At 66.1% G+C, this 20,199-nt stretch carries 23 protein-coding genes; 13 read left to right on the top strand and 10 right to left on the bottom strand.

The window, feature by feature from the left end; genetic code table 11:
* Positions 1-13 precede the first annotated feature (13 nt).
* Both ACFPOU_RS10045 and pmbA read right to left on the bottom strand, forming a co-directional pair.
* A complete protein-coding gene (locus ACFPOU_RS10045; RefSeq protein WP_379720139.1) occupies positions 14-253 on the bottom strand; it encodes a hypothetical protein in 240 nt (79 codons plus the stop codon).
* A 12-nt stretch (positions 254-265) separates the two neighbouring features.
* Positions 266-1,618, bottom strand: a complete 1,353-nt coding sequence (gene pmbA, locus ACFPOU_RS10050; RefSeq protein ID WP_379720142.1) for a metalloprotease PmbA — start codon at positions 1,616-1,618, stop codon at positions 266-268.
* A 95-nt stretch (positions 1,619-1,713) separates the two neighbouring features.
* Here pmbA and yjgA point away from each other — a divergent pair, with 95 nt between their 5' ends.
* From yjgA to ACFPOU_RS10070, 4 genes are read left to right on the top strand one after another with little or no spacing between them, the layout of a single operon-like run.
* On the top strand, positions 1,714-2,307 hold the full coding sequence (yjgA, locus tag ACFPOU_RS10055; RefSeq protein WP_379720146.1) for a ribosome biogenesis factor YjgA: 594 nt from the start codon (positions 1,714-1,716) through the stop codon (positions 2,305-2,307).
* Positions 2,288-2,935, top strand: a complete 648-nt coding sequence (gene mog / locus ACFPOU_RS10060) for a molybdopterin adenylyltransferase (RefSeq protein ID WP_379720149.1) — start codon at positions 2,288-2,290, stop codon at positions 2,933-2,935. The genes yjgA and mog overlap by 20 nt, the downstream gene beginning before the upstream one ends.
* Positions 2,932-3,600, top strand: coding sequence for an alpha/beta hydrolase (locus ACFPOU_RS10065; RefSeq protein WP_379720152.1), 669 nt, complete (start codon positions 2,932-2,934; stop codon positions 3,598-3,600). Before mog ends, ACFPOU_RS10065 begins: the two co-directional genes overlap by 4 nt.
* A gap of 51 nt (positions 3,601-3,651) precedes the next feature.
* Positions 3,652-3,852, top strand: a complete 201-nt coding sequence (locus ACFPOU_RS10070; RefSeq protein ID WP_379720155.1) for a hypothetical protein — start codon at positions 3,652-3,654, stop codon at positions 3,850-3,852.
* A 2-nt stretch (positions 3,853-3,854) separates the two neighbouring features.
* On the opposite strand, the gene ACFPOU_RS10075 is transcribed toward ACFPOU_RS10070, so the two are convergent.
* Positions 3,855-4,409 carry a carboxymuconolactone decarboxylase family protein gene (locus ACFPOU_RS10075; RefSeq protein WP_379720158.1) on the bottom strand — a complete coding sequence of 185 codons (555 nt, stop codon included), beginning with the start codon at positions 4,407-4,409 and terminating at the stop codon, positions 3,855-3,857.
* A 120-nt stretch (positions 4,410-4,529) separates the two neighbouring features.
* Here ACFPOU_RS10075 and ACFPOU_RS10080 point away from each other — a divergent pair, with 120 nt between their 5' ends.
* Entirely contained in the window at positions 4,530-5,855 is a 1,326-nt protein-coding gene (locus ACFPOU_RS10080; protein ID WP_379720161.1) for an aspartate aminotransferase family protein, read from the top strand.
* 13 nt (positions 5,856-5,868) lie between these two features.
* On the opposite strand, the gene ACFPOU_RS10085 is transcribed toward ACFPOU_RS10080, so the two are convergent.
* The 3 genes from ACFPOU_RS10085 to ACFPOU_RS10095 all read right to left on the bottom strand — a co-directional run bounded on the left by ACFPOU_RS10085 (position 5,869) and on the right by ACFPOU_RS10095 (position 7,738).
* A complete protein-coding gene (locus tag ACFPOU_RS10085; protein WP_379720164.1) occupies positions 5,869-6,717 on the bottom strand; it encodes a fumarylacetoacetate hydrolase family protein in 849 nt (282 codons plus the stop codon).
* A gap of 74 nt (positions 6,718-6,791) precedes the next feature.
* Complete coding sequence (locus ACFPOU_RS10090) at positions 6,792-7,157, bottom strand: c-type cytochrome (RefSeq protein WP_379720167.1); 366 nt, start codon at positions 7,155-7,157, stop codon at positions 6,792-6,794.
* Entirely contained in the window at positions 7,154-7,738 is a 585-nt protein-coding gene (locus tag ACFPOU_RS10095) for a c-type cytochrome (protein WP_379720170.1), read from the bottom strand. Before ACFPOU_RS10095 ends, ACFPOU_RS10090 begins: the two co-directional genes overlap by 4 nt.
* Positions 7,739-7,829: 91 nt before the next feature.
* On the opposite strand from ACFPOU_RS10095, the gene ACFPOU_RS10100 reads away from it, so the two are divergent.
* The 4 genes from ACFPOU_RS10100 to ACFPOU_RS10115 are packed head-to-tail and all read left to right on the top strand — an operon-like array spanning position 7,830 to position 12,027.
* Entirely contained in the window at positions 7,830-8,228 is a 399-nt protein-coding gene (locus tag ACFPOU_RS10100) for a c-type cytochrome (protein WP_379720173.1), read from the top strand.
* On the top strand, positions 8,225-9,166 hold the full coding sequence (locus ACFPOU_RS10105; RefSeq protein WP_379720176.1) for a cytochrome c oxidase subunit II: 942 nt from the start codon (positions 8,225-8,227) through the stop codon (positions 9,164-9,166). Before ACFPOU_RS10100 ends, ACFPOU_RS10105 begins: the two co-directional genes overlap by 4 nt.
* Positions 9,163-11,691, top strand: coding sequence for a cytochrome c oxidase subunit I (ctaD, locus tag ACFPOU_RS10110; RefSeq protein ID WP_379720179.1), 2,529 nt, complete (start codon positions 9,163-9,165; stop codon positions 11,689-11,691). The genes ACFPOU_RS10105 and ctaD overlap by 4 nt, the downstream gene beginning before the upstream one ends.
* Before the next feature lie 3 nt (positions 11,692-11,694).
* Positions 11,695-12,027 (top strand): hypothetical protein, encoded by a 333-nt coding sequence (locus ACFPOU_RS10115; RefSeq protein ID WP_379720182.1) that lies wholly within the window; start codon positions 11,695-11,697, stop codon positions 12,025-12,027.
* Between the two features lie 96 nt (positions 12,028-12,123).
* On the opposite strand, the gene ACFPOU_RS10120 is transcribed toward ACFPOU_RS10115, so the two are convergent.
* The 3 genes from ACFPOU_RS10120 to ACFPOU_RS10130 form a co-directional block, all read right to left on the bottom strand.
* Positions 12,124-13,440 (bottom strand): PQQ-dependent sugar dehydrogenase, encoded by a 1,317-nt coding sequence (locus ACFPOU_RS10120; RefSeq protein WP_379720185.1) that lies wholly within the window; start codon positions 13,438-13,440, stop codon positions 12,124-12,126.
* Positions 13,441-13,537: 97 nt separating this feature from the next.
* Complete coding sequence (locus ACFPOU_RS10125; RefSeq protein WP_379720188.1) at positions 13,538-14,827, bottom strand: MFS transporter; 1,290 nt, start codon at positions 14,825-14,827, stop codon at positions 13,538-13,540.
* 5 nt (positions 14,828-14,832) lie between these two features.
* The gene (locus ACFPOU_RS10130) at positions 14,833-15,357 is read right to left on the bottom strand and encodes a hypothetical protein (protein WP_379720191.1); all 525 of its coding nucleotides are present in this window, start codon (positions 15,355-15,357) and stop codon (positions 14,833-14,835) included.
* 285 nt (positions 15,358-15,642) lie between these two features.
* Here ACFPOU_RS10130 and ACFPOU_RS10135 point away from each other — a divergent pair, with 285 nt between their 5' ends.
* The 3 genes from ACFPOU_RS10135 to ACFPOU_RS10145 all read left to right on the top strand — a co-directional run bounded on the left by ACFPOU_RS10135 (position 15,643) and on the right by ACFPOU_RS10145 (position 18,540).
* Positions 15,643-16,092, top strand: coding sequence for a cache domain-containing protein (locus ACFPOU_RS10135; protein WP_379720194.1), 450 nt, complete (start codon positions 15,643-15,645; stop codon positions 16,090-16,092).
* Positions 16,093-16,351: 259 nt separating this feature from the next.
* Complete coding sequence (locus tag ACFPOU_RS10140; protein WP_379720197.1) at positions 16,352-16,807, top strand: cache domain-containing protein; 456 nt, start codon at positions 16,352-16,354, stop codon at positions 16,805-16,807.
* Positions 16,808-16,860: 53 nt separating this feature from the next.
* Positions 16,861-18,540: a methyl-accepting chemotaxis protein gene (locus ACFPOU_RS10145; RefSeq protein WP_379720200.1), complete on the top strand. Its 1,680-nt coding sequence runs from the start codon at positions 16,861-16,863 to the stop codon at positions 18,538-18,540.
* On the opposite strand, the gene ACFPOU_RS10150 is transcribed toward ACFPOU_RS10145, so the two are convergent.
* Positions 18,521-19,090, bottom strand: coding sequence for a DNA-3-methyladenine glycosylase (locus ACFPOU_RS10150; RefSeq protein WP_379720203.1), 570 nt, complete (start codon positions 19,088-19,090; stop codon positions 18,521-18,523). The genes ACFPOU_RS10145 and ACFPOU_RS10150 overlap by 20 nt on opposite strands.
* Positions 19,091-19,248: 158 nt before the next feature.
* On the opposite strand from ACFPOU_RS10150, the gene ACFPOU_RS10155 reads away from it, so the two are divergent.
* Positions 19,249-20,148 (top strand): HDOD domain-containing protein, encoded by a 900-nt coding sequence (locus ACFPOU_RS10155; RefSeq protein WP_379720206.1) that lies wholly within the window; start codon positions 19,249-19,251, stop codon positions 20,146-20,148.
* Positions 20,149-20,199 lie beyond the last annotated feature (51 nt).

Here is a 20,199-nt window from a genome sequence, read left to right on the forward strand (position 1 = left end):
CGCCGCGACGGTCCTACAGTTGTACGCCCAGGTTCTTTTCCAGCCATGCATGCGCATCGTCGACGGTGTCGAAGTGGACGGTGGCGATCACGGTCTTGTCGTGCGCCAGGCAGCTGGCATAGACGCGCTTTTCGTCGGCTGAGCTGAGCAGGTCGGACTGGGGGGACAGCTCGACCGAGGCCACCAGGTCGAGGTTCAGCAGCACGGCCTTTTTCGGGTTGTTGTCTTTGTCGATGCGGATGAAACGGCTCATGGAAATCCTTGTTTAATTACCTGCGACGACCATCTTTTCGATGAGGATCGAGCCTGTGGACTTGTTGCCGCGCGCGAGCACGTCGTTGCCGACGCCGACGATCTGGCCGAACATCTCGCGCATGTTGCCCGCGATCGTGATCTCCTCGACCGGGTACTGGATGACGCCGTTCTCGACCCAGTAGCCCGAGGCGCCGCGCGAATAGTCGCCGGTGACGTAGTTCACGCCCTGCCCCATCAGTTCCGTGACCAGCAAGCCCGTGCCCATCTTGCGCAGCATGCCTTCGAAGTCGTCGGCCAGCGTGGTCTCGCTCGATGTGAAGCTGAGGTTGTGCGCGCCGCCGGCGTTGCCGGTGGTTTGCATGCCGAGCTTGCGGGCCGAGTACGAACCGAGGAAGTAGCCCTGCAGCACGCCGCTGTCGATGACCTTGCGGCGCACGGTGCGCACGCCTTCTTCGTCGAAGGGAGACGAGCCGACCTCGCCGATCACGTGCGGGTCTTCCATGACCTGGATATGGCGCGGGAAGACCTGCTTGCCGAGCGTATCGAGGAGAAAACTCGATTTGCGGTAGAGCGCGCCGCCCGATACGGCCTGCACGAAGGCGCCCACCAGGCCGGCGGCCAGGGGCGCCTCGAACAGCACCGGGCAGGTGAGCGTATCGAGCTTGCGGGCGTTCAGGCGCGCCAGCGCGCGCTCGGCGGCGTAGCGGCCCACCGCTTCAGGCTTGGCCAGTTTCGCCGGGTCGCGCGCCGACGTGTACCAGTCGTCGCGCTGCATCTTGCTGCCCTTGCCGGCGATCGGCGCGATCGACATCGTGTGGCGCGAGAACGGATAGCCGCCGATGAAGCCGCGCGTGTTGGCGGCGACGAAATGCGACTGCTGCACGTAGACGCTGGCGCCTTCGCTGTTGGTGATGCGGCGATCGACTTCGAAGGCCGCGTTCTCGCAGCGCTGCGCCAGTTCCACGGCTTCTTCGGTGGAGATCTGCCACGGGTAGCACAGGCGCAGGTCGCGCGGGTTCATCTCGAGCATGTCGGCGTCGGGCAGGCCGGCCGCGTCGTCCTCGGCGGTGAAACGGGCGATGTTCCAGGCCGCCTCCACCGTGGCGCGCAGGGAGGTTTCGGAGAAGTCGGAGGTGCTCGCGTTGCCGCGCCGCTGGCCGGCGTAGACGGTGACGCCGATGCCCTTGTCCTTGTTCTGTTCGATGGTCTCGATCTTGCCGCGACGTACAGACACCGACAGCCCGCTCCCCTCGCTGATTTCGACCGACGCATCGGTCGCGCCCTGTTCCTGGGCAAAGGCGAGTACGCTCTTGGCCAGCGCTTTCAACTGGTCCTGGGTGTGGGTGAATACGGAGCTGTTCATATCGTGTTTTTTTGTGCGAGCCCTAAAACAGTTATCATAGCAGCCGTTTACTGTTTTTACTGATCGGCTCAGCGCCAATCGGATCAATCCATATCATGCCAAATCCAAACCGCGGCTCGGTGGGCTTCCAGTCCAACGAGTTCGAGCAAGAATACGAACGCCCTTCCAAATCTGAGCTCAAGCGCCAGATGGACGAGTTGCAGAAACTCGGCGCGCAACTCGTTGCCGAGCCGCGCGACCGCGTCAAGCGGGTGCCGATGCCGGAAGACGTCAAGGACGCGATCCTGATGTGCCAGACCATCACCAACCACGAAGGACGGCGCCGCCAGTTGCAGTTCGTCGGCAAGAAGATGCGTACCCTGACCGAAGAGGAAGTGGCCGTCATCCAGCGCACCATCGACAGCTGGAAAGGCGCCTCGAAGGCCGAAACGGCCGCGCTGCACGCGCTCGAACGCCGCCGCGACAAGCTCCTTTCCGACGACAAGGCACTGACCCAGCTGCTGGAAGAGAATCCCGAACTCGACGTGCAGCACCTGCGCACGCTGATCCGCAACGCGCGCAAGGAGCAGCTCGAGTCGAAGCCGCCGAAGGCTTTCCGCGAGCTGTTCCAGATTTTGAAGGACTTGAGCAAGAAGAAGGCCGCCCCAAGCGAGGAAGAACTGGACGACGATGAGCCTGCAGACGAGTAACGAAGTGGAACTGGTGATCGGCCTGGTCTCGGTCTCGGACCGCGCCAGCGGCGGCGTCTACGAGGACCAGGGCATCCCTGCGCTGCAGGACTGGATCGCCTCGGCCATTACGACGCCCTACCGGATCGAGCCGCGCCTGATTCCGGACGAGCGCACGCAGATCGAAAAGACCCTGGTCGAACTGGTCGACGTGACCGGCTGCCACCTGGTGCTGACCACCGGTGGCACGGGACCGGCGCGGCGCGACGTCACTCCCGAGGCCACGCTGGCCGTCGGCACCAAGGAAATGCCGGGCTTCGGCGAGCAGATGCGCCAGATCAGCCTGCGCTTCGTGCCGACCGCCATCCTGTCGCGCCAGGTCGCCGTGATCCGCGAAACGCCGGACCACGCGGCGCTGATCATGAACCTGCCCGGCCAGCCGAAGGCGATCAAGGAAACGCTGGAAGGGTTGAAAGACGCCGACGGCAAGGTCGTCGCCGGCGGCATTTTCGCGGCCGTCCCCTATTGCATCGACCTGATAGGCGGCCCCTACATGGAAACCAATCCGGCCGTGACGACCGCCTGGCGCCCGAAATCGGCCCAGGGCGCGGCCCGGCGTCCGGCCCCTTCACCCCAGGACAACGCATGAGCGATCTGCTGCAAAACATCGAAATCGAAACCGCGCCGAATCCGACGGTCGCGGTCATCTGGCTGCACGGCCTGGGCGCCGACGGCAACGACTTCGTGCCGCTGGTGCGCGAGCTCGATCTGAAAGGCCTGCCCGGCATCCGCTTCGTGTTCCCGCACGCGAAGCAGATTCCGGTGACGATCAACGGCGGCTACGTCATGCGCGCCTGGTACGACATCAGCGTCGCCGACCTCACGCGCCGCGAGGACGAAGGCGGCCTGCGCGACTCGCAGCGCGACGTCGAGGCCCTGATCGCGCGCGAAAAATCGCGCGGCATTCCCGCCTCGCGCATCATCCTGGCCGGCTTCTCGCAAGGCTGCGCGATGACGCTGCAGACCGGCCTGCGCCACCCGGAAAAGCTGGCCGGCATGCTCTGCCTGTCGGGCTACCTGCCGCTCAACGAAAAAGTACTGCACGAGCGCACCGAGGAAAGCATCGACACCCCGATCTTCATGGCGCACGGCCGCCAGGACCACGTGGTGCCGTTCATCCGCGCGCAGCAGTCGCGCGACATCCTCGAAAGCCTTGGCTATACCATCGAGTGGCACGAATACCCGATGCAGCATTCGCTCTGCTTCGAGGAAGTACAGGACATCTCGGCGTGGCTGAAGAAGGTACTGGCTTAAGAAGCCTCACCCGCGGGAGCTTCGGCTCCCGTTCATTTTTGGAGGTCCATCATGGCCAAGAAAGAAGAAGCGCTCGATGAAGAAACGATGGCGCTGATTAACTGGTGCATCGAAGTCGAAGCGCACCTGGTTGCCGGCGGCGCCACGCAGGAACAGGCGCAGGACCATATCGAGGAAGAGGTCGAGTGGTTCACCGACCTGTTCTATGACGGCTTGACGCCGGAACAGGCAGCGAAGGAAGCGCTGGCCTGAGGCTAGTCCGGCAGCGGCGCGGCGCTCGACACCGGAATCTCGGTGCGCGCCGTGTTCATCACCATCGCCAGGAACGTGTAGTAACCGTTCAATCCCATCAAATCGACCACGCCCTGCTCGCCGAACAGCGCCACCGCGTCGGCATAGGTGCGGTCCGAGACTTCCTTGCGCTGGTGCAGTTCGATGCAGAAGTCGTGCACCACCGATTCGTCCACCAGCATCCCCGCGGGCCGCTCGCGCCGCGCGATCGCATCGATCACGTTCGGCGGCACGCCCACCTGGGCCGCGATCGGCGCATGGATCGCCCATTCGACCCCCTGGTTCCACTGGCGCGCCGTGACCAGGATCGCCAGTTCCGACAACCTGATCCCGATCGCGCTGCGGTAGCGCAGGTATTCGCCCATGCGCTGCGCGTTTTCCAATAGTTCGGGACTGCGCAGCAAGGGCACGAAAGGGCCGTAGAGCGCGCCGCGCGGGCCTTCGATCACGGCCTGGGCGGCGCGGCGCTGGGCCTCGGTCATCTCGTGCGGGGGAATCGGGCGGAGGCGGTCGGTCATGGTCGGCGTCGCAGAAGTGTCTGACTGGAAAAATATTCGCACAGCTTCCGTCAAAGATCAAAGGAATCCGGCGCCGGCAAGCTTATTGTCAACCGTCAACTTTTTGCCGGAGGGAAAGTCATGAGCCACATCATCCACCGCAGTTTGCGCCAGACGCCGCCGCATGCCGTCAGCGCATCGGGCATCACGGTCGTCGACAGCGCCGGGCGTGCCTATCTCGACGCCAGCGGCGGCGCGGCCGTCTCCTCGCTCGGCCATGGCCATCCCGACGTGCTCGCCGCCATGCACCGCCAGATCGACCGCTGCGCCTACGCGCATACGGCCTTCTTCACCACCGACGTGGCCGAGGAGCTGGCCGAGACCCTGGTCGCGCGCGCCCCGGCCGGCATCGACGCGGTCTACCTGGTGTCGGGCGGGTCGGAAGCAATGGAGACGGCCCTCAAGCTGGCCCGCCAGTATTTCGTCGAGGGCGGCGACGAACGGCGCTCGGTGTTCATCGCGCGGCGCCAGAGCTATCACGGCAACACCCTCGGCGCCCTGGCCGTCGGCGGCAACGAGTGGCGCCGCAAGCCCTTCGCGCCGCTCCTGATGCAGGTGCCGCGCGTGGCGCCCTGCTACGCCTACCGCGACCGCCGCGACAGCCAGAGCGTCGACGAATACACCGCCGCGCTGCTGGACGAACTGGAAACGGCGATCATCAAGGCCGGACCGGACAAGGTGATCGGCTTCGTGGCCGAGCCGGTGGTGGGCGCCACCGGCGGCGCCATTCCCCCGACACCCGGCTATTTCAAGGGCGTGCGCGCGCTCTGCGACCGTTACGGCATCCTCTTCATCGCCGACGAGGTGATGTGCGGGATGGGCCGCACCGGCACCATGTTCGCGATCGAGCAGGATGGCGTGGCGCCCGACATCGTCGCCGTGGCCAAGGGGCTGGGCGCGGGCTACCAGCCCGTCGGCGCGGTGCTGGCCCAGGGCGCGATCGTCGAACGCCTGCGCCATGGCAGCGGCAGCTTCCTGCACGGCCACACCTGTATCGGCCATCCGGTGGCGGCCGCCGCTGCCCTGGCGGTGCAGCGGGTGATCGCGCGCGATGGCCTGCTGGCGCAGGTGCAGCAGCGCGGCGCGACCCTGAAACGCATGCTGGGCAACGTCTTCGGCAAGCACGAGCACGTGGGCGATATCCGCGGGCGCGGGCTGCTTCTCGGGATCGAGCTGGTGCAGGACCGCGCGACCAAGGAACCGTTCGCGCCGGAGCGCAAACTCCATGCGGCGATCAAGCAGGAAGCCATGGCGCGCGGATTGATGGTCTATCCGATGGGCGGCACGATCGACGGCCGGCGCGGCGACCACGTCCTGCTGGCGCCGCCGTTCATCGTCACGGCCAGCGAATTGTCGGAGATCGTGGCGCGGCTGGCCGACGCGGTCGACGCCGCGCTGGCGCCATGACCGGCGCCAGCATCTAGTTCGGAAACGCCACCACCTCGGCCTGCTGCTCGCCCAGCCCCGCAATCCCCAGGCGCAGCGTATCGCCCTTCTTCAGGAAGCGCTGCGGCGTGCGCCCCAGGCCCACGCCGGGCGGGGTGCCGGTGGTGATGATGTCGCCCGGCTCCAGGGTCATGAAGCGCGAGACATAGCTGACGATCTGCGCCACGCTGAAAATCATGCTCGAGGTATTCCCGGTCTGCATGCGCTTGCCGTTCAGCTCCAGGTACAGGTCGAGGTCCTGCACGTCATGGACGTCGTCGCGCGTGACCAGGAAGGGGCCGACCGGGCCGAAGGTGTCGCAGCCCTTGCCCTTGTCCCATTGCGAGCCCATCTCGAACTGGTAGGCGCGTTCGGTGACATCGTTGACGACGCAGTAGCCGGCCACGAAGTCGAGGGCCTCGTCCTCGCTCACGTACTGGGCACGGGTGCCGATCACGACGCCGAGTTCGACTTCCCAATCGGTTTTCCTGGACCCTTTCGGCAGCCGGATCGGGTCGTCCGGGCCGTTCAGGCAGCTGACGGCCTTGGTGAAGAACACCGGTTCCGTCGGCAGTTCGGCGCCGGTTTCGGCCACGTGGTCGGCGTAGTTCATGCCGATGCCGATGAATTTGCCGATGCCCTTGACCGGCACGCCCAGGCGCGGATTGCCGCGCACCAGCGGCAGCGTCTTGACGTCGACCTTGGCCAGCTTGCGCAGCGCGCGCGCGCCCAGCAGCGTGGCGTCGATATCCTGGACCACGCCGGACAGGTCGCGCAGGCGGCCTTCATCGTCGAACAGGCCCGGCTTTTCCTTGCCCGGACGGCCATAGCGCACCAATCTCATGTTGTCTCCTGTTGATCTGCCCTGGGAGCGCGCCACTATGGCGCGCCCGGCAGGGCTCGCATGATACCAGTGCCTTAGCGTTCGGGCGCCAGCAGCCAGGCACTCATGTCGAGCGCGTCGCGTTCGCTCACGCCCATCGCCGGCATCGCGGTACCGGGGTCGATCGATTGCGGATCGCGGATCCAGCGCACCAGGTTGGCCTGGTTGTTCGGCAGCCTGCCGGCGATGAAGCGCTGCTCGGCCAGGTCGACCAGGGGCCGGCCGACATAGGTCTCGGGACCGGTGATCCCGGGGATCATGTGGCAGGCGCGGCAGGCATGCTGGGCCAGCGCGACGCGGCCGCGCGCGGCGTCGCCCTGCACGCCGGCGGGCGCCGGCTTGTCCTGGCAGCCGGCCAGCAGGACCAGCAGCAGGCCGGCAGCGAGGCGGCGCGCGCTCATTGCACCGCTCCCGCCGTGGTCGGCGCCGTGGCCGGCGTTTCCGTCACGTTCGGCCTGCCGGTCGCCTGCGCATAATCGCGCGCCGACAAGCTCGGCAGAACGCCCATGAACGCCACCACCGCCCACAGGTCGGCGTCGCTCATGTGGAACTGCCAGGCCGGCATCCCGCTCATCTTGATGCCGTGTTTCGTGATCCAGTACAGCTCGCGCGGCTGCCAGCGCGCGCCGGCATCGATCAGGGGACCGGGCAGCGGCTGCATGCTCTGCCCGAGCTTGGCCTGGGCCGAACCCGGCCCGCCATGGCACTGGGCGCAATGGGCGGCGTACACGAGCGCGCCGCGCGCGACCTGCTGCGGCGCGCCCAGCGGCGGCACTTTCACCTCGCTCGAATGATTGCGCACCGAGTAGCGCATGCCCAGTTCCAGCACTGAATGGACCGGCTGCAGGTGCTGCGACGTGGCGGTGGTGTCGTACCAGCCGGCGCGCAGCACGAGCGCGCCGCCGGCGGCGGCCGCCAGTCCGGCCAGCACCAGGGTGGCGGCGGCGGTTTTCAGGATCAGGCGGGTACGGTTCGAAGGCATCGGGTTTCGCTGGCGGGGGCGCGCACTATTGAAAAAATGATATTGTTTCTCTTGTATTATATAGACCCATCGCTTCTGTCGGAATTCAATTGTGCGCAATCACTTCCTTTCCCCCGCATTGCCCCGTGTCCGCCGCCTGTGCCTGGCCGGCCTGTGCCTGGCATCGCTGGCCGCCTGCAGCGAACGCGAGGCGCCACGGCAAGTGAGCGGCGGCGATCCGGCCCGGGGCCAGCGCCTGATGGCGCAGTACCAGTGCACGGCCTGCCATGCGGTGCCGGAAGTGCCGGGCGCGGCGGGCAATGCCGGACCGCCGCTCGAACTGTTCGGCCGGCGCAACTACATCGCCGGCGGCATTCCCAACATCGCGCCCAACCTGGTCCGCTGGCTCGACAACCCGCAAGCGGTCAAACCCGGCACCGCCATGCCGGACCTGGGCGTCTCGCCCGACGAAGCGCGCCACATGGCCGCCTACCTGTACACGCTGCGATGAGCGCGCCGCTTCAATCCGCCCTGCACCCGGCCGGTCCCGACGCGGCGATCATCGCGCAGCTGTCCTGGGTGCTGTTCGGCGGCGGCGCGGTCATCTTCGTCGCCGTCATGGCGCTGATGGCGCTCAGTTTGCGCCCCGCCGCGCGGCCGGTCTCGACGCGCTGGTGGATCGCCGGCGCCGGCATCGCCTTCCCGTCCGCCGTCCTCACCGCCCTGCTGGTCTGGAGCACCTGGCGCAGCGCCGAACTGACGCCGCAGACCTCGCGCGGCGCGATGTCGATCGGGGTCACGGCGAAAATGTGGTGGTGGGAGGTGCGCTACCACGACCCGGCGAGCGGACGCGAAGTCGTCAGCGCCAACGAAATCCGGATCCCGGCAGGCAGGCCGGTCTACCTGGGACTGACGTCCCAGGACGTGATCCACAGCCTGTGGGTGCCCGCCCTGAACGGCAAGATGGACATGGTGCCGGGGCGCGTGAGCGGCCTGACCCTGCATGCCGACAAGCCCGGCGTCTACCGCGGCCAGTGCGCCGAATACTGCGGCGAGCAGCATGCGCGCATGGCCTTGCACGTGATCGCGATGGCGCCCGCGGACTTCGCGCGCTGGCTGGCGAACGAGGCGCAGCCGGCCGCGGCGCCGGCGCAGGGACCTGACACTGCCCTGATCGCGCGCGGCCGCGCCGCCTTCCTCGAACAACGCTGCCAGCACTGCCATACGGTGCGCGGCGTGGCCGAGGGCGCGCGCCTGGGGCCGGACCTGACCCACGTCGGCGGGCGTACGCACATCGCCGCCGGCACCCTGCGCAACCACCGCGGCACCCTGGCCGGCTGGATCGCCGATCCGCAAGCCATCAAACCGGGCGCGCGCATGCCGGCCGCCACTGACATCGACGGGGCCACGCTGCAAGCCCTGGCCGCCTACCTCGAACAGCTGAAATGACGACCACCATCATCCGCGACGACCTGTCCGGCACCCTGCCCAGCTCCCTGCCGCGTCCGCCGGACGAGTTGGAGCGGCTGGAAAAACCCTGGCGCAGGCCGACCGGCTGGCGCTTCCTCACCCGCGTCGACAACACCAGCATCGGCTTGCTCTACATCGGCACCGCGCTGCTGTTCTTCCTGCTGGCCGGCATCCTCGGCCTGATGATGCGCACCCAGTTGGCCGTGCCCGACAACACGCTGCTGTCGGCCGGCAGCTACAACCAGATCTTCACCATGCACGGCACGGTGATGATGTTCCTGTTCGCCATTCCCATCGTCGAAGCGATCGCCGTCTTCCTGCTGCCGAACATGCTGGGCGCGCGCGACCTGCCCTTCCCGCGCCTGTCGGCCTATGCCTACTGGGCGTATGCGATCGGCGGCCTGGCCTTCTTCTGCACCCTGTTCTTCGGCCTGGCGCCCGACGGCGGCTGGTTCATGTATCCGCCGCTGACCGGCAAGCAGTATTCGCCCGGGCTGAACGCCGACTTCTGGCTGCTGGGGATCGGCTTCATCGAGATCTCGGCCATTGCCGGCGCCATCGAACTGATCGTCGGCATCCTGTTCACGCGCGCGCCCGGCATGAGCCTGTCCCGCATGCCGGTATATGCCTGGGCGATGCTGGTGGTGGCCGTGATGATCGTGTTCGCCTTCCCGGCCATCATCGCCGGCACCACCCTGCTGGAGATGGAGCGCGCCTTCGACTGGCCTTTCTTCATCGCCGAGCGCGGGGGCGATCCGATCCTCTGGCAGCACCTGTTCTGGTTCTTCGGCCACCCCGAGGTCTACATCATCTTCCTGCCGGCGGCCGGCATGGTCTCGACCATGATCCCGACGATCGCCGGCACCCCGCTGGTGGGCCGCAAGGCGATCATCGTCGCGCTGGTGATCGTCTGCTTCTTCAGCTTCGCGCTGTGGGCGCACCACATGTTCACGGCGGGCCTGGGCGTGATGACGATGAGTTTCGTGTCGGCCGCCAGCATGGCCGTGGCCGTGCCGACCGCGATCCAGGTCTTCGGCTGGATCGCCACCCTCTGGCGCGGCAAGGTGACGATGACGGCGCCCGCGCTGTTCCTGGGCGGCTTCATGTTCATCTTCGTGCTCGGCGGGCTGACCGGGGTGATGGTGGCGCTGCTGCCTTTCGACTGGCAGGCGCACGACACGTATTTCATCGTCGCCCACCTGCATTACGTGCTGGTCGGCGGCATGGTGTTCCCGGTGTTCGCGGCCCTGTACTACTGGATCCCGCTGATCAAGGGCCAGCGCCTGTCCGAGCGCGTGGCGAAGTGGGCGTTCTGGATGATGTTCGGCGGCTTTAACATTGCCTTCTTCCCGATGCACGTCACCGGCCTGCTCGGCATGCCGCGCCGGGTCTATACCTATCCGTCCGAAATGGGCTGGGATGGGCTGAACCTGGTCTCGACACTGGGCGCTTTCGTGCTGGCGGCAGGCGTGCTGCTGTTCCTGATCGATACCGTGCGCACGCTGCGCCGGCCCGAGCAGCCGGTCGGCAATCCCTGGAACGCCTCGACCCTCGAGTGGCTGCCGACCGAAGACTACGGCACCCGCAGCATCCCGCAAGTGCGCTCGGCCGACCCGCTCTGGGACCAGCCGGGCCTTGCCGGCCAGGTCGAAGCGGGCCAGCACTACCTGCCCGGCACCGCCAGCGGCGGCCGCGAGACGATCGCCACCAGCCCGGTGGCGGGCAAGCCGGCCTACCTGCTGATCCTGCCGGGCGACAGCTGGCTGCCGTTCATCGCGGCGGCCGGCACGGCGGGCTTCTTCCTGCTGCTGACCATCAAGATGAACGTGACGGCCTGGGCCTGCGGCATCGCGGCCATCGTCTCGACCGTCGCCTGGCTGTGGGGCTCGGACCGCAAGCACGCGATCAGCGAGGCGCGCGTCTCCGATACGCTGGTGCTGCCGGTCGGCGCGCGCGGCACCGCTTCGCACTCGTGGTGGGCGACGATCATCATGCTGGTGGTCGACGCGACCATCTTCGCGTCCTTCGTCTTCGCCTACATCCACATCTCGATGCGGCTGGAAGTGTGCCCGCCGCCCTCGGCCAGCCTGCCGGACCTGCGCTGGCCGCTGATCGCCGGCGCGCTGCTGGCGGCCGGCTCGGGAGCGATGCTGTGGGCCGTGCGCAGCATCGGCAAGCGCCGCCTGCCCTGGCTGGCGCTGGCGGCGACCGGCTGCGTGGTCGCCTCCTTCCTGGTCGACCTGCATGGCTACCAGCTGGCCGGCCTCGCGCCGCGCACGCTCGCATGGAGCGCGACGATCGGGGCATTGCTAAGCTACCAGGGCCTGCACGTGATCATCCTGGCCATTGCCGGCCCCTACCTGGCGGCGCGCGCCTGGAGCGGCCGCCTGAGCCCGAGCAGCCGTGCCACGCTCGACAATACGGCACTGCTCTGGCATTACACGACGCTGCAGGGCATCGTGCTGGCGCTGGCGGTCCATATCGTCCCTTTGCTGATGGAGTGATCGATGCGCGAACGGTTTTTCAGAAAGCTGGTCCGAGGTACCCTGCCGCTGCTGGTGTGGGCCGCGCATTTCGCCGCCAGCTACGTGCTGGTGGCGGCCCAGTGCAGCCCGGCCGGCTTCGCGCCCGGCAATCCGCACCGCTTGCCGCTGGCCTTGATGACGCTCGTCGCGCTGGCGCTCTGCGCGGCGCTGGCCTGGCACGGCCGGCATACGCTCAGCGGGGGAAACGAGGAGACGGCACTGCTGGACTGGGCGGCGGCGCTGACGGCGCTGCTGGCGCTGGCGGGGATTGCGTGGACGTCGGTGCCGCTGTGGTTCGTGGACAGTTGCGCGTAGGGTGAGCCGGCCGGTGCCGCGCATGAGCCGATGGTGGCCGAACGCGCGGGCGGGCGCTGCGCCCCCGCGTTCGACCTCCGTCCGCGCGCAATAAAATTAACGCGCCGCCGGACGCACGCGCCAGATTACATTGCCGACGTCGTCCGCCACCAGCAGCGCTCCCGCCTTGTCGATCGCCACGCCCACCGGACGTCCGAGCGCGTCGCCGTTCTTGTCGACGAAACCGGTCAGCACCTCGACCGGCTTGCCGTTCGGCCTGCCGTCGGCGAAAGGCACGTACACGACGTTGTAGCCGGCCAGCGGCTTGCGGTTCCAGGAGCCGTGCTGGCCGATGAAGGCGCCGTTCGTGAACAAGGGGCCCAGTTTCGCGCCTTCGGCGAAGGTCAGGCCGAGGGCGGCGACGTGGGAGCCCAGCGCATAATCGGGCGAAATCGCCTTCGCCACCAGGTCGGGACGCGGCGGCTTGACGCGCTCGTCGACGTTCTGGCCGTAGTAGCTGTATGGCCAGCCATAGAAGCCGCCGTCCTTGACCGAGGTGAGATAGTCGGGCACCAGGTCGCTGCCGATCTCGTCGCGCTCGTTGACGACGGTCCAGAGGACGCCGGTTTGCGGTTCCCAGGCCATGCCGTTCGGATTGCGCAGGCCGCCGGCGAACAGGCGCGTGGCGCCGCTCTTGAGGTCGACCTCGAGGATGGCCGCGCGGTTGACCTCGATGTCCATGCCATTTTCGCCGACGTTGCTGTTCGAGCCGACGGTGGCGTAGAGCTTGCTGCCGTCCTTGCTGGCGATGATGTTCTTGGTCCAGTGGTGGTTCAATCCGGCCGGCAGCGGCGCGACTTTCTGCGGCGCGTCGGCGATCTCGGTGGCGCCCGTCTTGTAGGGGAAGCGCACGATGCCGTCGGCGTTGGCCACGTACAGCGTCTCGCCCACCAGCGCCATGCCGAAGGGCGAATGCAGGCCCTTGAGGAAGACCGTGCGCACTTCGGCCGCACCGTCGCCGTCGGCGTCGCGCAGCAGGGTGATGCGGTCGGCGCTCGGCACGGCCGCTCCCGCCTTTTTCATCACCTTGCCCATGACCCAGGCCTTGATGCCCGACTTCTTGGTCTCGGGCGTCTGCGGCTTGTTCGATTCGGCCACCAGCACGTCGCCGTTGGGCAGCACGTGCAGCCAGCGCGGGTGATCCAGGCCCGAAGCCAGGGCACTGACTTCGAGTCCCTGGGCCGCCATCGGCTTGCCGCCGTTCCAGCCCTTGGCCGGCGCGATGTCGACCGTCGGGATCAGGCTTTTCTTCGGTTGCGGCAGCGTCGGCGAGGGACCGACGCCGGCGCCCACGGGCAGGCTGGACCTGTCGCCGCAGGCGGCAAGCGTGAGCAGCACGGCGGCGGCAAGGATGGGGGTCGAACGAAGGCGCATGATTTCTCCTGGACGGAATCGGGCAAAGTGATGGACCGATTGTAGCGAAAACGACAATACCGCCTCGCTCGATTCCGTTAAGAAATTTATGCGCTACTCATACGGCCGTTTGCGCCTCGTCGACATCGACCTTCGTGCGGACCGGCGCCCTCCGTCGCCGTGCCCATGCCAGCAGGCCCGGCAGCTGCAGCAGCACCAGCAGCCCGAACGCGGTCTGGTAGGCCGCCACCGGATAGCGCCCGCTGCCGTCCGGGTGCCACAGCCCGATCACCAGGCCAAACCCGGCCTGCACCAGGAAGGCGCCGACAAAGATCAGCAGGTTCAGGCAGGTAGAGGCACGCCCGGTCAGTTCGCGCGGCACCGACTGTGCGACGATGGCATATTCCATGCCGGTGATGGTGCCCACCAGCGTAAACATCACCGCCAGCAGCTGGTAACTGGGAGCATAGTTCAATACAATCATACACTGGACCCCGACAAATGCGGCTACCCCCACCCCAGCCAGGTCGAGTGGCTTGATGCCGCGCCGCGCCGCCCGCTCGGTCCCGATGCCCACGGCAATGGCACCGAATATCACCGCAGCCATGCTCAGGTACAGCAGGTAGGCCACGGCGGCGCTGGGAAAGCGCGCCACGTCGGTCAGCCAGCGTCCGATCCATAAGCCCTGGATACCGAAGAAAATCGTGTGCGGGATCAGGATCAGTGAAATGGTCTTGCGAAACGCGGGCTCGCGGTAGACGTCCAGCACCGACTTCAGGGTCGGCATCTTTGCATGACGCGGCGGTGCATCACGCGGGGCCACCATCCAGATCAAGACACCGGCGCAGGCCGTCAGCGCGGCAAGCGCAACAAACATGCTGCGCCAGTCCGTATGCTCGAGGGCCATGCGCACCGGCATGGTCGCCGAGGCCGAACCAAGTCCGCCAACGGCAAGCAAGTAGCCGTGCACCGACGGTACCTTGCCTGGCGCGATCCAGGTCGAGATCACCTTCACCGCCGACATGAAGCAGGCGCCCAGACCGAGTCCGATCAGGGCGCGCGCACATACCAGCTGGGCGAAGCTTTCCCCTCTGGCGAACAGCAGCGTGCCCATTGCCGCCACCAGCATCAGCACGAGTTGCACCTGGCGCGGACCGTAGCGGTCCAGCGCGATTCCGACTGGCAGCTGTACCAAGGCATACGACAGGAAAAATACACTGGTGAGCACGCCAAGCTGGCCGGGGCTCAGTGACAGGGCACTGACCAGGTCGTGCGCCAGCAGCGAGTTCACGTTGCGCAGCAGCAGCGAAAGGTAATGCCCGAATGCGAATGGCAGGAACACATAGAAAAATACCGCGACGCCGGAAAGCCGGTTCGACTGCAGGTCGCGGTCAATAGTGGTGTCCATGATCGTCAGGCCAGCTCAAGCCGCGCGTCGGACGCGCGAACGTCATGGCGGGCCGGCGGGACGATCGGGATCACGTTGCCGCAACAGGCGGCGCCGGGGTCGAACCTGGCGAAGAACGTCCAGTGCGTCCAGTCTGCATTGCGGGCAGCGAGGAACCGCAGCGCGAACAGTTGTTCGCCATTGGTGCGGGTGATTCCTTCGATCGCCATCTTGCCGGAAGCCAGGCTCAGCGATAGGCCTTTCACGAGGCCCATCAGCTTGAAGAGAACCAGTTTCCGCAATTGTGCATATTCATCGGCTGGCAACAAATCGCGCTGGCGAAACGTGAGCCGGAAAATCGGGTTGTCGGGAATAGTGCGCCAGTCGATCAACCGGTCGAGGACGAACTGGTTCGCACGAAACGGCAGGACATGGGACACCACCTGCACAGTTTCCTGTCGATGGGCACTCATCCACTGCCATTGGCGGGCCAAAAATATCGTCTGGCGGATAGAAGGCTTGCACTGGGAAGGCGTCGGTCCGGTGATCACGGCATTCTCCAACTAGAGAGCGATTCGGAAAAGAAACTGGAGTTTCTTGTAAGAACAAATAGTAAAACTTGCCCTCAGATAACAATTTGCCTGACGTCAACTAGTCGCGACCGGAATAAGTTACCTTTCAGAAATTAAATTCCCGTTTTGCCGTGGTGGTGGCCGTTCTTCGCCCACCTGCGTCAAGCTTGCGCTGTCGCAATTGAATTCCTGCTGGAAAGGATAAATTACGCATGCGTAGAGGAAACAAACTTCACCCGTGATGACCCTCAATCAGGAGATGACATGAAACGAGTATTGACCGCCACCCTGCTCGGCCTTGCCATCGGAAGCGCCAGCGCTTCCGAGCCAACCGCCAAGGATGCAATCGCGATGGTCGAGCGTGGCGCCGCTTTTGCCAAGGCGAACGGCAAAGAGGCCTTGATCAAGAAAATTACTGCCAAGGATCCGGATTTCGTACAGGGATCGATGTACATCTACGTGCGCGACTTCCCGGCCGGCGTCAACATCGCCCATCCCTATAACCAGTCGATCGTCGGCAAGGACCTCAACGATGTTCCGGATGTCAATGGAAAAATGTACCGTCGCGACATCATGGACATTGCGAAGAAGGAAGGCAAAGGCTGGGTCGACTATATGTACAAGAATCCCGACAACGGCAAGGTCGAGGCCAAGACCAGCTACCTGATGCGGGTCGACGATGTGGTTCTGGTCGCGGGCATTTACAAGAAATAAGCAGCCAGCCGCCGCCGGCGGCGCGTTTTTCGACTCAGCTTCGCCCGGGCCTGACTGGACACCCTCATCGGCAACGACTGCAAAAGCACGAGGCCGATCCCATGCGGCTGACTGCGCCGGCCAGGTACCCGATCCTGACCAACGCCCATCGCAAGATCATCGAACGTGCCGGGGCTGCGTTCAATGGATCGCGCAAGAGCGTGCAGTTCACGATCGACGTGGCCCGGCACGGTATGTCTTATCGAAAGGATTGCCTCTCATGAAGCTGCTTGCCACTGCTAGCGCCCTGTGTCTCGGATTTGCCTGCTGCAGCGCGATGGCCAACGGACCCACCGAAAAAGACGCCGTCGCGATGGTCGAGCGGGGCGCTGCCTTCATCAAGGCCAAGGGCAAAATTGAAATGATGAAACGCCTACAGGCCAGGGACCAGGCATTCGCCCAGGGCGCGCTGCATATCGACCTGCGCGACGTCAAGACCGGTATCGTACTAGCGCATCCATACAATCCGTCGATCGTCGGTCTGGACCTGACCGATGTACCGGACGCAAACGGCAAGAAGTACCGCCGCGCGATCATCGAACTCGCGACCGCCAAGGGCAAGGGCTGGGTCGACTACCAGTACAAGGACCCGGCCACCGGCAAGATCGAGCAAAAGAGCACGTATATCCTGCTCGTTGACGGCGTCGTGCTGGAAGCGGGCATCTACAAGCAGTAAGCGCGGTTTTTATCAGAGGCGGCTTCGGCCGCCTTTTTATTTGGGGAACAGGCATGCTCAAAAAACTACGGATTGGCCCGAAGCTGCTGCTGGCGCCGGGATTGGTGCTGGTGCTGCTGACGCTGCTTTCCGGCGCCGCCTATTACGGCATGGTGCGCCAGCATGCCTCGCTCGAGAACATGGTGCAGGTACGCACGGCCCACCTGCAGGAGGCGGCCGACGTCGCCGGCGACGCAAAATACGCGCATGCCAACATCTACCAACTACTGGCCTGGGTCAGCGGCAGCTTCGCCAAGAACCGGCTGGACGTCCTGATCGGCGACATCGACAAGAAGCACATCACGATCGGCGCGCGCCTGGCAGCGCTGGCGAAGGTGGCCAACCCGGCCGAGCGCAAGCTGATCGATGCATCCAGCACGGCGCTGGCGGCCTACCGCAAGGCGGTGCGGGAAACCATCGAGATGGCCCAGGTCGATCAGTCGCTCGGCACCAACTCGATGCAAAAGGCGGAAAAGGAATTTGTCACCCTGAATACCCAGCTGGCCCAGCTGGCGGCGCTGGAGACGCGCCTGAGCGAAGAAGCCTATGCCGCGGCCGGCGCCGAGTTCCGTACGCTGGGGCTGTCGATGGCGGTGCTGGTCGTGCTCTCGATCGCGCTGTCGCTGGCCGTCACGATGCTGGTGCGGCGCGCCATGCTGCGCGACATCCGTGCCATCTCCGAGGTCGTGTCCGAACTGGCCGAAGGGCGCCTGGCGGCTGCCACCGGCAGCGACGGCCGCGACGAGATCGCCGACACCTCGCGCGCGCTGGACCACACGGTCGAGACCCTGAACACGACCCTGCATGCGATCCTGACCTCGGTGCGCTCGATCGACACGGCCTCGAAGGAGATCGCCACCGGCAACCTGGACCTGTCGACCCGCACCGAGATGCAGGCCAGCTCGCTCGAGCAGACCGCCAGCGCGATGGAAACGCTGACCGTGGCCGTGAAGGACAATGCGAACAATGCGCGCCTGGCTACCGATCTGGCGGCCGAAGCGGCGCGCTTGGCCAGCCACGGAGGCCTGGCGGTCGACCGCGCGGTGACGACGATGGAATCGATCCGTGCCAGTTCGCGCAAGATCGTCGAGATCATCGGGGTCATCGACGGCATCTCGTTCCAGACGAATATTCTGGCGCTGAACGCGGCGGTGGAAGCGGCGCGCGCCGGCGAACAGGGACGCGGTTTCGCGGTGGTGGCCTCCGAGGTGCGCACGCTGGCGCAGCGCTCGGCGGCGGCGGCGAAAGAGATCAAGGCCCTGATCGCCGACTCGGTGTCGATCATCGACGGCGGCGCCGCGTCGGTCAACGAAGCGGGCAGCAGCATGGGCCACATCGTCGCCTCGGTGCGCCAGGTAAACGACATCATCGAGCGCATCAGCATTGCCAGTACCGAGCAGGCCGACGGCATCGCCGAGGTCAACCGCGCGGTCGGGCAGATGGACGACATGACCCAGCAGAACGCGGCCCTGGTCGAGGAAGCGGCGGCGGCCGCCGAAAGCCTGCACGAGCAGACCGTCAACCTGGCGCGCGCCGTGTCGGTCTTCCAGATCGAAGGCATCGAAGCGCCGGCGCAGTTCCAGGACCCGCGCGAGCGGCGCTCGCCGACGAGCCCGATGCGCGGCGCGCCACCGGCGCTGCCGGACCCGGGCGCCGCGGCCCGGCGCGTACGCGCTAGCGGAACGGACGGCTGAGAAAGCGCGAGCCGGCCAGGCCGAAGCGCCAGGGCACTTCCATCGCCTTCGAGATACCGATGCGCGCGCCTTCGACGATCTCGATTCCCGGCGCCGCCGCTTCCAGCAGGAACGGCGGCAGCGCCAGCGACCTGCCGTTGAAGGCGCGCGTCACCTCCAGCGCCTGGCACAGTTTCCCCGGACCGGAACACAGCGCCGTGATGTCGTCGGCGTCGCGGCGGCGGCGCATGAGGTCCAGGCCCGCCAGCGGTTCGATCGCACGGATCAGCACCCCGGCGCCATGTCCCTCTTCGCGGCAGACGAAATTCAGGCACCAGTGGATGCCGTAGGATCGATACACGTAGGCATGCGCCGGTGGCCCGAACATCGCGGCATTGCGTTCGGTCGGACCGGAAAAGGCGTGCGAAGCCGGATCCTCGCGGTCGTAGGCCTCGGTCTCGACGATGCGCCCGCCGACCCCGTCGACCAGCACCACCACCCCGATCAGCTGGCGGGCAACGATGTCGGCTGATGCACAAAAATCAATTCCTGCAAGTTTGGCTGGGTTCATCCGGCAGATCGTAGACCTTCCGACAGCACCGTTCTGTCTGTTTCGCCACACACGATACAATGTTGCTGCATGGAAATGCTGCTTCGTTTATAGTGGCGGTCTCCGCACTCATTTCCCGTAAACACTCTTATCCCATGAGTACTGTTGCCGCAACAGCAATGCCAACGCGTGCCACAGCGCGCTTTGCCGGCACGCGCGCCGCCGCGCCGGCCGCCCTCGGCGCCGTACCCGCCGACCCGGTCGACGAGCTGATCAAGTCGATCCGGATTCCGCCGCGTCCCAGCCTGCTGGCCGACTTGCAGGCGGAACTGGCCGCGAGCCATCCCGACCCCGAACGCATCGCACGCATCGTCGCGCGCGACGCCGGCATGGCCGGCGCCCTCTTGAAGCTCGCCAACTCATCACTGTTCGGCGGACGCCGCGCCAAGTCGATCGAGCAAGCCATCCTGTTCCTCGGTATCAACCAGGTGGCGGCCCTGATGACGGGCCTGCTGGCGCGCCAGGCAATTCCCGTCGAAAGCGCGGCGCTGGCCAATTTCTGGGACGTCTCGACCAAGCGCTCGCATGCGATGGTCTTCCTGTCGCGCCGCCTGCGCATCGGCGCGCCCGACATCGCCCATACCTTCGGCCTGTTCTGCGATACCGGCATGCCGCTGCTGGTCAATCGTTTCCCCGACTACGAGGCCACCTTCCTGGACGCCGAGACCGAGCAGGAACGCGGGTTCACGGCGCTCGAGGACGAGCGCCACAACACCAACCATGCCGCCGTCGGCACCCTGCTGGCGCGCAACTGGGGCTTGTCGAGCGAGGTGTCGTGGGCCATCCTGCACCACCACGATTACGCGGTGCTGGAAGACGAGAGCACCGACGACGCGGTGCGCTCCCTGGTCGCCCTGTCGCTGCTGGCCGAGCGCGCGATCCGCCGCTACCAGGGCCATGCCGGCTCGCCCGAGTGGGACAAGGGCGGCGAACGCGCGCGCGCCTATCTCTCGCTCGACGAGGACGAAACGGCCGAACTGCTCGATGAACTCGAGGAAGCGCTGCACGACGATCACTGAGCTTTGACAAGCTGCCTGGCCAGGACGATACTGAAGCTGCCGCTACCGGCT

It is taken from the genome of Massilia jejuensis (genome assembly GCF_042656795.1).
GTDB lineage: Bacteria > Pseudomonadota > Gammaproteobacteria > Burkholderiales > Burkholderiaceae_D > Telluria > Telluria jejuensis.

Excerpts from the sequence above, each read along its gene's own strand:
- ACFPOU_RS10045 (WP_379720139.1), bottom strand. The coding sequence starts at position 253 with ATGAGCCGTTTCATCCGCATCGACAAAGACAACAACCCGAAAAAGGCC.
- pmbA (WP_379720142.1), bottom strand. The coding sequence starts at position 1,618 with ATGAACAGCTCCGTATTCACCCACACCCAGGACCAGTTGAAAGCGCTG.
- yjgA (WP_379720146.1), top strand. The coding sequence starts at position 1,714 with ATGCCAAATCCAAACCGCGGCTCGGTGGGCTTCCAGTCCAACGAGTTC.
- mog (WP_379720149.1), top strand. The coding sequence starts at position 2,288 with ATGAGCCTGCAGACGAGTAACGAAGTGGAACTGGTGATCGGCCTGGTC.
- ACFPOU_RS10065 (WP_379720152.1), top strand. The coding sequence starts at position 2,932 with ATGAGCGATCTGCTGCAAAACATCGAAATCGAAACCGCGCCGAATCCG.
- ACFPOU_RS10070 (WP_379720155.1), top strand. The coding sequence starts at position 3,652 with ATGGCCAAGAAAGAAGAAGCGCTCGATGAAGAAACGATGGCGCTGATT.
- ACFPOU_RS10075 (WP_379720158.1), bottom strand. The coding sequence starts at position 4,409 with ATGACCGACCGCCTCCGCCCGATTCCCCCGCACGAGATGACCGAGGCC.
- ACFPOU_RS10080 (WP_379720161.1), top strand. The coding sequence starts at position 4,530 with ATGAGCCACATCATCCACCGCAGTTTGCGCCAGACGCCGCCGCATGCC.
- ACFPOU_RS10085 (WP_379720164.1), bottom strand. The coding sequence starts at position 6,717 with ATGAGATTGGTGCGCTATGGCCGTCCGGGCAAGGAAAAGCCGGGCCTG.
- ACFPOU_RS10090 (WP_379720167.1), bottom strand. The coding sequence starts at position 7,157 with ATGAGCGCGCGCCGCCTCGCTGCCGGCCTGCTGCTGGTCCTGCTGGCC.
- ACFPOU_RS10095 (WP_379720170.1), bottom strand. The coding sequence starts at position 7,738 with ATGCCTTCGAACCGTACCCGCCTGATCCTGAAAACCGCCGCCGCCACC.
- ACFPOU_RS10105 (WP_379720176.1), top strand. The coding sequence starts at position 8,225 with ATGAGCGCGCCGCTTCAATCCGCCCTGCACCCGGCCGGTCCCGACGCG.
- ctaD (WP_379720179.1), top strand. The coding sequence starts at position 9,163 with ATGACGACCACCATCATCCGCGACGACCTGTCCGGCACCCTGCCCAGC.
- ACFPOU_RS10115 (WP_379720182.1), top strand. The coding sequence starts at position 11,695 with ATGCGCGAACGGTTTTTCAGAAAGCTGGTCCGAGGTACCCTGCCGCTG.
- ACFPOU_RS10120 (WP_379720185.1), bottom strand. The coding sequence starts at position 13,440 with ATGCGCCTTCGTTCGACCCCCATCCTTGCCGCCGCCGTGCTGCTCACG.
- ACFPOU_RS10125 (WP_379720188.1), bottom strand. The coding sequence starts at position 14,827 with ATGGACACCACTATTGACCGCGACCTGCAGTCGAACCGGCTTTCCGGC.
- ACFPOU_RS10135 (WP_379720194.1), top strand. The coding sequence starts at position 15,643 with ATGAAACGAGTATTGACCGCCACCCTGCTCGGCCTTGCCATCGGAAGC.
- ACFPOU_RS10140 (WP_379720197.1), top strand. The coding sequence starts at position 16,352 with ATGAAGCTGCTTGCCACTGCTAGCGCCCTGTGTCTCGGATTTGCCTGC.
- ACFPOU_RS10145 (WP_379720200.1), top strand. The coding sequence starts at position 16,861 with ATGCTCAAAAAACTACGGATTGGCCCGAAGCTGCTGCTGGCGCCGGGA.
- ACFPOU_RS10150 (WP_379720203.1), bottom strand. The coding sequence starts at position 19,090 with ATGAACCCAGCCAAACTTGCAGGAATTGATTTTTGTGCATCAGCCGAC.
- ACFPOU_RS10155 (WP_379720206.1), top strand. The coding sequence starts at position 19,249 with ATGCCAACGCGTGCCACAGCGCGCTTTGCCGGCACGCGCGCCGCCGCG.